This is a genomic window from Micromonospora sp. SCSIO 07396 (assembly GCF_053667945.1).
This window is the reverse complement of the sequence record NZ_CM132210.1, coordinates 4,541,095-4,553,655: the sequence shown is the minus strand read 5'-3', so window position 1 is coordinate 4,553,655 and position 12,561 is coordinate 4,541,095. Positions and strand designations below refer to the sequence as shown.

Here is a 12,561-nt window from a genome sequence, read left to right as displayed (position 1 = left end):
CGTCTGCGAGCCTGCCACGTCCACCCCGACCACGGGGGACCGAACGGTACCGCGCCGGGACCCGGGAGGGGGATCAGGCACCCCCCGGCGACCACGATCCGGTGGTCGTACCCTTAGCGCTTGTGGCCAGTCCCACCTCGCTGCTGAAGCGACTCCTCGTCGGTCGACCGTTCCGGTCGGACCGGCTCCAGCACACCCTCCTGCCCAAGCGCATCGCCCTGCCGGTCTTCGCCTCCGACGCGCTGTCCAGCGTCGCGTACGCCCCCGACGAGATCCTGCTGACCCTCTCCATCGCCGGGGCGTCGGCGTTCCTGTTCTCCCCCTGGATCGCCCTCGCGGTGGTCGTGGTCATGCTGACCGTGGTGGCCAGCTACCGGCAGAACGTGCACGCCTACCCCTCCGGCGGCGGCGACTACGAGGTGGCCACGGTCAACCTGGGTCCCCGGGCCGGGCTGGCGGTGGGCAGCGCGCTGCTGGTCGACTACGTGCTGACCGTCGCCGTGTCGGTCTCCTCCGGGGTGGCCAACCTCGGGTCGGTGGTGCCCTTCGTGGCCAGCCACAAGGTGCTGATCGCGGTGAGCGCGGTGGTGCTGCTGACCGCGATGAACCTGCGCGGGCTGCGCGAGTCCGGCACCGCGTTCGCCATCCCCACGTACGGCTTCGTGATCGTCATCGGCGGGATGATCCTCACCGGGCTGGTCCGGTACTTCGTCCTCGGCGACGACCTGCGCGCCCCCAGCGCGGGACTGGAGATCCAGGCCGAGCACAGCGTGACCGGCTTCGCGCTGATCTTCCTGCTGCTGCGGACCTTCTCCTCCGGCTGCGCCGCGCTGACCGGGGTCGAGGCGATCTCCAACGGGGTGCCGGCGTTCAAGGCCCCGAAGAGCCGCAACGCCGCCACCACCCTGCTGCTGCTCGGCAGCATCTCGGTGGCCATGCTGGTCGGCATCATCTGGCTGGCCCGGCTCACCGGCCTCCAGTTCGTCGAGGACCCGAACACCCAGATCCTCTCCGGCCCCGACGGGTACGTGCAGAAGACCGTGACCACCCAGCTCGGCGAGACCGTCTTCGGCGGCGGGTCGGTGCTGCTCTACGTGGTCGCCGGAATGACCGCGCTGATCCTGTTCCTGGCCGCGAACACCGCGTTCAACGGCTTCCCGGTGCTCGGCTCGATCCTCGCCCAGGACCGCTACCTGCCCCGGCAACTGCACACCCGGGGCGACCGGCTGGCGTTCTCCAACGGCATCGTCTTCCTCGCCGTCTTCGCGATCGTGCTGATCGTCGGTTTCCAGGCCGAGGTGACCAAGCTGATCCAGCTCTACATCGTCGGCGTCTTCGTCTCGTTCACGCTCTCCCAGGCCGGCATGATCCGGCACTGGAACCGGCACCTGCGCACCGAGCGGGACCCGCAGGCCCGCCGGCGGATGTTCCGCTCCCGGGCGATCAACGCGTTCGGCATGGCGATGACCGGCACCGTCCTGGTCATCGTGCTGATCACCAAGTTCCTGCTCGGCGCGTGGATCGCCATCGCCGCGATGGGGGTGATCTACCTGCTGATGCTGGCCATCCGCCGGCACTACGACCGGATCGCCGCCGAGCTGGAACCGACCGAGGTACGCGGCGTGCTGCCCGCCCGTAACCATGCCATCGTGCTGGTCAGCAAGCTGCACCAGCCGACCCTGCGGGCCATCGCCTACGCCCGCGCCACCCGGCCGGACACGCTGACCGCGGTTACCGTCAACGTGGACGAGAAGGACACCCGGCAACTCCAGCAGGAGTGGGAGCGGCGGGAACTGCCGGTGCCGCTGACCGTGGTCGACTCGCCGTACCGGGAGATCACCAGGCCGATCCTGAACTTCGTGGCCAACACCCGCCGGGAGTCGCCCCGCGACGTGGTCACCGTCTTCATCCCCGAGTACGTCGTGGGCCACTGGTGGGAGAACCTGCTGCACAACCAGAGCGCGCTGCGGCTCAAGGGCCGGCTGCTCTTCGAGCCGGGCGTGATGGTGACCAGTGTGCCCTGGCAGTTGGCCTCCACCGCGACCAAGAACCTCGACCGGCTGGACGAGACGCTGAGTCGTACCCCCGCCCGGGGGCCCCGGGTCACGCCGCACAGCGCCCCGCCGCCCGTCCCGCCGGTGGCTGCCGCGTCCGGCGAGCCCGGCCCGTCGACCGGAGACCGCCCGTGACCGCTTACCCCGGCCCCGCCCGTTCCGCGACCACCGCCCGTTCCGGCCCGGCCGGCAGCGACGACGCCGGTGCGGACCAGCGTCCCGGGCCGGACCGACGGGCCGGGCAGGATCTTCGGGCCGGGCAGGATCAGCTGCGCGGGCAGGAGCTTCGGCTCGGGTTGGAGGAGGCCGAACGGGTCGAGCTGACAGTCGACGCGGTCGCCCCCGGCGGGCACTGCGTGGCCCGGGTCGACGGCCAGGTGGTCTTCGTCCGGCACGCGCTGCCCGGGGAACGGGTGGTCGCCGAGGTGACCGAGCTGCACCGGGGGTTCGCCCGCGCCGACGCCGTCGAGATCGTCGAGGCGTCGCCGGACCGGGTCGCCCCGCCCTGCCCGTACGCCAGGCCGGGCGGCTGCGGCGGCTGCGACCTGCAACACGTGGCCCCCGCCGCCCAGCTCGACTGGAAGACGACCGTGGTCCGCGAGCAGCTCAGCCGGCTCGGCGGGCTCACCGACGCCGAGATCGACGTGCTGCGGGTCAGCGTCGCGCCGCTGCCCGGCGGCCCGCTGGGCTGGCGCTCCCGGGTCCGCTACGCGGTCGACGCCACCGGCCGGGCCGGGCTGCTCAAGCACCGCTCGCACGAGGTGGTGCCGATCGACCGGTGCCTGATCGCCCACCCGGCGATCCAGGCGCTGCCGGTGCTCGGGCAGAACTGGCCGGCGGCCGACGCGGTGGCGACGGTCGCCTCCACCGGCGGCGAGGTGGTGGTCACCGCCCTCGCCGACGGGACGCCCACCCCGGTCGACCTCCCCGCCGGTCCGGCGGCGACCGACCCCGCCGGCCCGTCCCCGGCCGGCCCGGCGACGGTACGCGAGGTCGCCGCCGGTCGGGACTGGACGGTGCCGTCCGGCGGGTTCTGGCAGGTGCACCCGGCCGCTGCCGACACCCTGGCCGACACGGTCCTCGACCTGCTCGACCCGCAGCCCGGCGAATCCGTCTGGGACCTGTACGGCGGGGCCGGCCTGTTCGCCGCCGCGCTCGCCGCCCGGGTCGGCCCGGACGCCCGGATCACCGTGGTCGAGTCAGCCGCCGAGGGAGTAGCCGCCGCCCGACGTAACCTCGCCGACCTGTCCCGGGTCGAGGTGGTCGCCGCCCGGGTGGAGACCGCCCTGGCCCGCCGCCGGATCACCGGCCCGGTCGACCTGGTGGTGCTCGACCCGCCCCGTACCGGTGCGGGCGCGGCGGTGGTGCGGGACATGATCGCCGCCACCCCCCGCGCGGTCGCGTACGTGGCCTGCGACCCGGCCGCCTTCGCCCGGGACGTACGCACCTTCGGCCGGGCCGGCTGGCGGCTGGCCGCCCTGCGCGGCTACGACCTGTTCCCGATGACCCAGCACGTCGAACTGGTCGGCCTGTTCCTGCCCCCGGCCCGCTGACTAGCCTGGCCCGATGAAGATCGTCGGGCTGATGTCGGGCACCTCGTACGACGGGGTGGACGTGGTCGCCGCCGAGTTCACCACCGCCGGGGACACCCTGCGGATGCGCCCGCTCGGGCACCGGGAGTGCGGCTACGACGCGGAGCTGCGGGAGCGGATCGGGGCGGTGCTGCCGCCGGGGCCCACCACGGTCGAGGCGGTCTGCCGGCTCGACAACGCCCTCGGCGCGGTGTTCGCCGACGCCGCCGCGCTCGGCGTCGAGCTGGCCGGCGGGCGGGCCGACCTGGTCGTCTCACCCGGGCAGACCGTCTTCCACTGGGTCGACGGCGGCACCGTGCGGGGCACCCTCCAGCTCGGCGCGCCAGCCCGGGTCGCCGCCCGGGTGGGCGTACCCGTGCTGTCGGACCTGCGGTCGGCGGACGTCGCCGCCGGCGGGCAGGGCGCGCCGCTGGTCCCCGCCTTCGACGCCCTGTTGCTCGCCCCGGCCGCCGACGCCGAGCCGGGCGGGCGGCCCGGCGGCGGGGTGCGGGCGGCGCTCAACCTGGGCGGTATCGCCAACCTCACCGTGGTCGCGCCGGACGCCCCCGTGCTCGGCTACGACGTGGGCCCGGCCAACGCCCTGCTCGACGCGGCGGCCCGGCGGTTGCTCGACCGGCCCTGCGACGTCGACGGGGCACGCGCGGCGGCCGGCCGGGTGCACCCCGGGCTGCTGGCGTTGCTGCTCGCCGAGCCCTACTACGCGGCGGAACCGCCCAAGTCGACAGGCAAGGAACTGTTCCACGCCGGCTACCTCGACGACCGGCTGGCGGCGCTCGGGGAACCGGTCGGCCGCGACGACGTGTTCGCCACGCTGACCGAGCTGACCGCCCGGACGGTCGCCGACGCCTGCCGGCGGCACCGGGTGACCGAGCTGGTGGCTGCCGGCGGCGGGGTCCGCAACCCGACCCTGTGGGGCCGGCTGTCCGCCCTCGGCGGCGGCCGGTGGACGCTGCGCACCACCGACGACCTGGGGGTGCCCGCCCAGGCCCGGGAGGCGTACGCGTTCGCCCTGCTCGGGTGGCTGTCCTGGCACGGGCTGCCGGGCGCGCTGCCCTCGGTGACCGGCGCGCGGCGGGCCGCCGTGCTGGGTTCGTGGACGCCGTCCGGGCCGCCGTACGGGGTGGTCGCGCCGCCCCCGCCCCGCCGGCTGGTCGTGCTCCGCTGATCCAGGGGTCCACCTGCGGTGATCCACGGCAAGGCTGCGGAGTGTGCGGCGGCCGATAGACTCTCTCGTCATGAGTGTTGACGAGGACACGGCCAACCACGGTCGGCTACTGGGCACCGTCCGTGGTCCGCAGGACGTGAAGCGGATGACCGGCGAACAGCTGGACATCCTCGCCGCCGAGATCCGTGACTTCCTGATCGCCAAGGTGTCCCGGACCGGTGGGCACGTCGGCCCCAACCTGGGCGTGGTGGAGCTGACCCTGGCCATGCACCGGGTCTTCGACTCGCCGCGTGACCGGCTCCTGTTCGACACCGGCCACCAGTCGTACGTGCACAAGATCCTCACCGGCCGGCAGGACGGCTTCGACAAGCTCCGCCAGCGCGGTGGCCTCTCGGGCTACCCCAGCCAGGGCGAGAGCGAGCACGACCTGATCGAGAACTCGCACGCCTCCACCGCCCTGTCCTACGCCGACGGCCTGGCCAAGGCGTACGCCCTGCGGGGCGAGCAGCGCAGCGTGGTCGCCGTGGTCGGCGACGGGGCGCTCACCGGCGGCATGTGCTGGGAGGCGCTGAACAACATCGCCACCGCTGGCAACCGGCTGGTGATCGTGGTCAACGACAACGGCCGCTCCTACTCGCCCACCATCGGCGGCCTGGCCGACCACCTGTCGTCGCTGCGGCTCAACCCCGGCTACGAGAAGGTCCTCGACACGGTCAAGGACGCCCTCGGCAACACCCCGTTCGTCGGCAGGCCGATGTACGAGGTGCTGCACGCGGTCAAGAAGGGCATCAAGGACGCGGTCGCCCCGCAGGCGATGTTCGAGGACCTCGGCATCAAGTACGTCGGCCCGGTCGACGGGCACGACGTCGCCGCCGTCGAGTCGGCGCTGCGCGCGGCCAAGAACTTCGGCGGCCCGGTGATCGTGCACGCGGTGACCCGCAAGGGCTACGGCTACCGCCCGGCCGAGGAGGACGAGGCGGACTGCCTGCACGGTCCGGGCGCGTTCGACGTCGAGACCGGCAAGCTGCTCGCCGCCCCGTCGGTGAAGTGGACGCAGGTCTTCGCCGACGAGCTGGTCGCCATCGCCGACGAGCGGCCCGACGTGGTGGGGATCACCGCCGCGATGGCCGAGCCGACCGGCATCGCCACCCTGGCCCGCAAGCACCCCCACCGGGTGTACGACGTGGGCATCGCCGAGCAGCACGCGGCAACCTCCGCGGCCGGCCTGGCGATGGGTGGCCTGCATCCGGTGGTGGCGGTCTACGCGACCTTCCTCAACCGCGCCTTCGACCAGGTTCTGCTGGACGTGGCGATGCACCGGTTGCCGGTGACCTTCGTGCTGGACCGGGCCGGCATCACCGGGCCGGACGGGCCGAGCCACTACGGCATCTGGGACATGTCAGTCTTCGGGGTGGTGCCGGGGCTGCGGATCGCCGCTCCCCGCGACTCCGCCAGCCTCCGGGAGGAGCTGCGCGAGGCGATCGCGGTCGATGACGGTCCCACCATCGTCAGGTTCCCCACCGGCACCGTCGCCGCCGACCTGCCGGCCATCCGCCGGGTGGGCCCGGTCGACGTGCTGGCCGAGTCGGCGCGTACCGACGTGCTGCTGGTGGCGGTGGGCGCCTTCGGCCTGCTCGGGATGGAGGTGGCGACCCGGCTGGCCGAGCAGGGCTACGGCGTGACCGTGGTCGACCCGCGTTGGGTGCGTCCGGTGCCGGCCGAACTGGTCGAGCTGGCCGCCGGGCACCGCCTGGTCGTCACCGTCGAGGATGGCGTACGGATCGGCGGTGTCGGTGACGCGCTGGGTCAGGCGATGCGCGACGCCGACGTCCGGGTGCCGTTGCGCGACCTGGGCGTACCGGCCGACTGGCACCCGCACGGCACACGGGCGCAGATCCTGGCCGACCTGCGGCTGACCGCGCAGGACGTGGCCCGCGACGTCACCGGCTGGATCTCCGGCCTGGACGGCGACGCCCCCTCGGTGGAGACGGTCCGCCTCCCGGCCCCCGACACCACCCCCAACTGATCCACCCCGACCCCAGGGGCGGTCCCGGCCCTGCCGCGACCGCCCCTGCGCCCGTCTCCCGGCCCGCGCCTCCCCCGCGCCCTCCGTCCACCACTCGCCTCGCGCGTGTCGCCGCCCCCGCCGCCACCGGCGATCAAGAGGTTTGCGTCAGTTTCCCCGTGATCAAGAGGTTTGCGTCAACCCAGAGATCAACTTTGACGCAAACCTCTTGATCACCGGGGCGAGCCGGGGGTGGTGGGGCGAGCCGGGGGGTGGGGGCGAGCCGGGGGTGGGGAGGGTGGGGGGTCAGCGGCCGCCGGCGGAGCGGTAGTAGGTCTTTTCGGCGGTGGCCAGGCTGAAGGTCTGCCGGGAGGCGGGCATCGGGACGACCACCAGGCCGGGACGTTCCACCAGGCGGGGGGTGCCGGGCGGCACGGACAGGGAGGCGTCCCGGTTGCCCCGCCAGGTGAGCACCACCAGCGGCTGCCCGGGCACCGGCAGCACGTAGGTCTGCAACGGGTTGGACCGGTCGGCGGGGGAGACCACAGGCGTGCCGTCGCCGGCCGGCCGGTAGACCACCGCGGTCATCGTTCCCGCGTCGGTCTCCCAGGTGAGCTGCTCCAGGTCGCCGGGGTCGTTACCGCCGCCCAGCGTCATCTCGCCGATGGCCCGCACGGCCACCTTCTCCATCGGCCACGACTCGGGCACCGACCGGGGGGCGTCCCGGTCGCCGATGCGGCGCGGGATGCTCCCGAACGGCCCCTGCTCGTCGGCCAGCACGCAGGTGTCCAACCCGTCGAGGGCCCGCCGGCCGGAGCCGGTGTCGTCGCGGACCAGGGGATACCTCGGGTCGACGGTGGCCGCGCCCAGGTCGAGCAGACGGTCGGCGGCCCGCCCCCGGGGCAGCGACTCGGTGGCCCGCAGGGTGGCCGTCACCGGCACCGCCCGGCAGTCGGGCACCTTCACCGCACCGGTCAGCCCGTCGGTCAGCATCAGCGCCCGACCGTCCGGGCCGAGCAGCCGCTCCACCCGGCCCGAGGTCAGGTAGCGCCGGCCGTCCGGCAGGTGCAGCGGGAGGACGTCGGCATAGACCAGGTAACCCGGGTCGGTGTACTCGCTGGCGCGGGTCACCTCGTAGCGGCCGTCACGCCCGGTGAGCTGGAGCAGCCAGGAGGCGCTCTCCCCGGGCACGTCGGCGGCGACCAGGGCCAGCGGCACCCCGTCGACCGCACCCGACCAGAGGATCCCCGACGACGGCAGGTGGACCCGGTCGTCGACAGGCGAACGCCAGGCGCGGACCGCCTCGGTCACCGCCGCCGTCGCCGTGGCGTCCCCGGCGAGCGCGCCGCGCGGCGGCCACACCGCGCGGGTGCCGTCCAGGCTGTCGTAGCCGACCCGCAGCTCGTGGACCTGACGCGAGGCGACCGGGCCGCACGCCGGGGCGGCCAGCAGCAGGGCGAGCAGCGCGGCGACCGTCGTGCCGCGACGGCGAACCGATGCCATCCCTACGCCCCCGATCGCGTCGCCGTCGTTGTCGGAAGACCACATGGTACGCAACGCCCGGTGACGCCCCGCAGCCGTGTCCCGATGACCACAAGGGACACCAGAGTGAATTTCGGGCTTTTTCCCGGCTCCGGTAGACTCCGCCGACTGTGACGTCTGCCGAGCCCCGTGGCGCCTCCGCACCGGCCCCCGACGACTCCGAGGGCCCTGCCCGAGGCACGACGGCCACCGCGACAGCGCCCGCACCCGTGACCCTTTCCACCCCTGCCGACCTGCGTCTCGCCGACGTGCCGGCCCCCGTGGACCGGACGGTCGAGGCGACGCCTGTCGACGCGCCGCCGGTGGGGACGACACCCGGCGGGCCGGCCACGGCACCTGACGTCGACGGTGCCGACGCGGCGACGGTGGCCGTACCGGAGCGGGGGGTTGCGGACACGGACGGTGACGGCGCGACGCCGGCCGCATGGTGGCGGCGCTGGCGCTGGACCGCCCGCCGCAAGGACCTGGTGGTGTACGGCATCTTCCTGCTCGTCGCGCTCTGGGTGACCAGCCGGATCTGGGCCGACCCGGCCGGCCGGGTGGCCTCGCTCTACAGCAGCGACCCGGCGCAGGTGCAGTTCTTCCTCGCCCACTCGGTGCGGGTGGTGCTGCACGGGGAGTTCCCGTTCTACACCGACCAGTTCAACTACCCCGACGGCGTCAACCTGATGGCCAACACGGCGGTGCTGGCGCTGGGCATCCCGATGGTGCCGGTCACCCTGCTGTTCGGGCCGGCGGTCTCCTTCGTGGTGCTGGTCACCCTGGGCCTGGCCGGCACCGCCGCCGCCTGGTACCACGTGCTGTCCCGGCACCTGGTGCGGCGGCGGCTCGCCGCGGCGGTCGGCGGCTGGTTCTGCGGGTTCTCCCCGGCGATGCTCTCGCACGCCAACTGGCACCCCAACATCATCAGCCAGTTCCTGCTGCCGTTCATCGTGTGGCGGGTGATGGTGCTGACCCGCTCCACCCGGCCGGTGCGCGACGGGCTGCTGCTCGCCGTGCTGGTCACCGGGCAGGCGTTCATCAACGAGGAGATCCTGCTCTTCACCGCCCTGGCCTGCGGCATCTTCCTGATCGCCATGGTGGCCCAGCGGCCGGCGCTCTGGTCGGCGGCGTGGCGGCCCCTGGCCACCGGGCTGGCCGCGTGCGCGGTGCTGGCCGGGGCGCTGCTGGCGTACCCGCTCTACATCCAGTTCGCCGGGCCGATGGCGTACCACGGGCTCAGCGACGCGGTGCAGGACTACGGCAACGACATCGCCGCGTTCTTCGCCCCCGGCTCGCCCACCTTCGGCGGCAACGAACGGGCCAACGTCAACCTGGCCCCGAACTACTCCGAGGAGAACGCCTTCTTCGGTTGGAGCCTGTCGCTGATCGCCGTCGGCATCGTGCTCTGGCTACGCCGCGAACGCCTCGTCCGGGCGCTCGCCGTGACCGGCGCGTTCTTCGCGCTGCTCTCCCTCGGCGAGCGGATCTCCTGGTGGGGGCGGGACCTGGTCACCGGGCCGTGGGAACTGCTGGTGCGGCTGCCGCTGCTGGACGCGGTGGTGCCCACCCGGTTCGCCCTGATCACCTCCGTGGTGATCGGCATGCTGCTGGCGCTGGCCGTGCAGCGGGCCTGGACGCTGCGCGGCGCGCAGTGGCAGCACGCCAAGACCGTCACGGTGGCCGCCCTGGTGCTGGCGCTGCTGCCGATCGTGCCGATGCCGTTGAAGGTGACCTCCCGCCCGCCGGTGCCGGACTTCATCACCGCCGACCGCTGGCGCGAGTACGTCGGCCCCGGGCAGACCCTGGTGCCGGTGCCCGTGCCCAGCATGGGCAACACCCACGGGATGCGCTGGGCGGCGGCCACCAACCTGGACTTCAAGATCCCGGGTGGCTACTTCCTCGCCCCGCGCAACGGCAACACCGGTGACCCGGGCCGGTTCGGCGGGCGGCCCAGCGGCATCGGGCAGCTGCTCGACGAGGTGGCCACCACCGGGCGGACCACCAAGCTGGACGACCGGCAGCGCCGCCGCAGCCTGGACGAGCTGCGGCACTGGAACGCCGCGGTGCTGGTGCTGCCGCTGCGCCAGCACAACGCGGAGCCGCTGCGCCGCACCGTCGAGCAGTTGGTCGGCCCCGCCCGCCGGGAACTCGACGTGTGGGTGTGGGACGTCCGACCGCTGTCCGCCCGCACCGCCTGACGTTCCGGTGGGACCCGGCCGGGTCCCACCGTGCGCCGGTCGGGCCACCGCGCCAGGGCGGGCGGGTCAGTCGACCAGGGGGCGGACGTCCCAGAGCCAGACGTCGTCGACCCGCTGCGCCGGGCCGAGCAGGCCGGTCATCAGGTCCCGCAGCACCGCCTCGCGCGGATGGGCCCCCAGCACCACCACCGACGCCCGCCAGAACCGCAGGTCCTCCAGCGCCTGCCGGCGGTTCTCCCCGGTCAGCGCGGGCACCGTGCCGGCGTCGATGGTGGCGTAGATCAGGGTGCTGGTCGGGCGGTTCGGCGCGCCGAAGACCCCCTCGCCCAGCTCGTTGGGGCCGATAAAGTAGCCCCCCGGCACCGGGAACTCGTGCCCGGTCAGCGCGCTCCAACGCAGCGTGGACAGGCCGTGCACGTTGCTCGGGATCGGCACCGGGACCAGGGTGCGCCCGGCCGGCACGTACGGCCGCCAGCCGCCGGCGGTGATGAAGTGTGGCGGCAGGTCGATGTGCTGCGCGGGCAGCGGGCGGGGGAACAGCGGCAGCACCGCCAGCGCGATCGCCGCGTACCCGACCGGCCGGACCCACCGGCGACGGGTCGGCGTGGCCTTCCCGGCGCTGTCGACGGGGGTGTCGTCGGCGGCGGCGCGCGGCATCGGCACCCGGGGCCGGCCGTGGCCGCCCACCGCGTCCCAGGCCAACGCGAGCAGGACGCCGACCGCACCGGTCACCACCAGGGTCAGCCGGGTCGGCATCATCATCTCGACCAGCGGCAGGTCGTCCGGGATGTACGCCCACGGGCCGTCCACGGTGGTCTCCACCCCGTTGAACCGCACCTTGGGGCCGATCGCGGCGACGGTGAAGACCACCACCAGCACCCCGGCGACCCGGGCGGCCAACGACCGCCGCCAGAGCAACACCAGTGCGGCCAGCGTGACCAGCACCAACGGCCAGCCGAACCAGGTGTTCTGCTCGGTCAGGCCGATGGTCTTCTCGACCGCCTCGTCCCCGGCCACGGTGTCCCGGGCGAAGGTGACGAAGGCCATCAGGTCCTCGCCCCAGTTGTGGAACACCCCGCCCTGCAACCCCCGGTAGGACTGCGGCCCGTTGAACTGGTACCAGATCGGGTACGCGGTGAGCAGCAGCGCCAGCCCGCCGCCGACCCCGAGCGCGGCCAGGAAACCGCCGGCCCGCGCGCGGGCCTCGCGGGGCCGCTGCACCACGTACGCGACCACCGCCACCAGGCAGGCCAGCGCGGTCAGCAGCAGCATCTCCTCGTTGATGAAGACCTGGTACGCCACCAGCAGGCCCAGCACCAGCCCGTCGCGCCGCCACCGGTCGGGCCGGCCAAGCAGCAGCACCCGGGCCACGATCAGCGGCAGCAGGAAGTTGGAGACGAAGTTGGGCTGCCCGTTGGCGTGGTGCACGATGCCCGGGGCGAAACCGAGGAACGCGCCGCCGACGAACGCGCCGGCCCGCGAGCGCACCAGGTGCCGGGAGAGCATCCAGTACGAGGTGGCCGCCGTCGCGGCCAGCGCCCCGCCCAGGTAGAGCGCGTACGTCACCTGCGGGCCGAACAGCAGCGTGACCGGGGCCAGCGGGATGGTCATGCCCAGCAGCGAGGTGTTCGCCATCATGTTCACCCCGTCCGGGGCGTTCTGCCGGGCGCTGAACAGCGGGTTCTCCAGGTGCCGCACCGAGTACGCGCCGTGGGTGAACAGCCACTCGAACCAGCTGTGGTCGGTCGGCAGGTGGGACGACACCCGGTGCTGCACGTCCACCCAGTAGTTCAGGCACACGAGAACGCCGATCAGCGCATAGGCTCCGATGGCGAGCACGTCGGCCCGGCCCGGCCGTCGGCCCGGCCGCCGCTGCGGGTCTGTCGCGTCGGGATCGACCGCATCGGGTTCGACCGCGTCGCGCGCGGACGTCGGGTTCAACGAGGGATCTACCACCGGCACGGCCACGACGGGCCATCGTACAGGCGACGACCGGCCGTCCCGGTGACCCGGTGTGTGGCGT

General features: G+C 73.7%; 7 protein-coding genes. 5 read left to right on the top strand and 2 right to left on the bottom strand.

The window, feature by feature from the left end:
- Nucleotides 1–122: 122 nt before the first annotated feature.
- The 4 genes from ACWCHM_RS19415 to dxs all read left to right on the top strand — a co-directional run bounded on the left by ACWCHM_RS19415 (nucleotide 123) and on the right by dxs (nucleotide 6,837).
- Nucleotides 123–2,189, top strand: a complete 2,067-nt coding sequence (locus tag ACWCHM_RS19415; RefSeq protein ID WP_454219282.1) for an APC family permease — start codon at nucleotides 123–125, stop codon at nucleotides 2,187–2,189.
- A 134-nt stretch (nucleotides 2,190–2,323) separates the two neighbouring features.
- On the top strand, nucleotides 2,324–3,607 hold the full coding sequence (locus ACWCHM_RS19410) for a class I SAM-dependent RNA methyltransferase (protein WP_454223114.1): 1,284 nt from the start codon (nucleotides 2,324–2,326) through the stop codon (nucleotides 3,605–3,607).
- 13 nt (nucleotides 3,608–3,620) lie between these two features.
- Complete coding sequence (locus tag ACWCHM_RS19405; RefSeq protein ID WP_204957035.1) at nucleotides 3,621–4,811, top strand: anhydro-N-acetylmuramic acid kinase; 1,191 nt, start codon at nucleotides 3,621–3,623, stop codon at nucleotides 4,809–4,811.
- A 70-nt stretch (nucleotides 4,812–4,881) separates the two neighbouring features.
- Complete coding sequence (gene dxs, locus ACWCHM_RS19400; RefSeq protein WP_204957036.1) at nucleotides 4,882–6,837, top strand: 1-deoxy-D-xylulose-5-phosphate synthase; 1,956 nt, start codon at nucleotides 4,882–4,884, stop codon at nucleotides 6,835–6,837.
- Nucleotides 6,838–7,122: 285 nt separating this feature from the next.
- Here the strand turns inward: dxs and ACWCHM_RS19395 are convergent, their stop codons facing one another.
- Nucleotides 7,123–8,319 (bottom strand): hypothetical protein, encoded by a 1,197-nt coding sequence (locus ACWCHM_RS19395; protein ID WP_204957037.1) that lies wholly within the window; start codon nucleotides 8,317–8,319, stop codon nucleotides 7,123–7,125.
- A 272-nt stretch (nucleotides 8,320–8,591) separates the two neighbouring features.
- Here ACWCHM_RS19395 and ACWCHM_RS19390 point away from each other — a divergent pair, with 272 nt between their 5' ends.
- Entirely contained in the window at nucleotides 8,592–10,538 is a 1,947-nt protein-coding gene (locus tag ACWCHM_RS19390) for a hypothetical protein (protein WP_421490430.1), read from the top strand.
- Nucleotides 10,539–10,604: 66 nt separating this feature from the next.
- On the opposite strand, the gene ACWCHM_RS19385 is transcribed toward ACWCHM_RS19390, so the two are convergent.
- Nucleotides 10,605–12,506 carry a hypothetical protein gene (locus ACWCHM_RS19385; protein WP_421489030.1) on the bottom strand — a complete coding sequence of 634 codons (1,902 nt, stop codon included), beginning with the start codon at nucleotides 12,504–12,506 and terminating at the stop codon, nucleotides 10,605–10,607.
- Nucleotides 12,507–12,561: the final 55 nt, after the last annotated feature.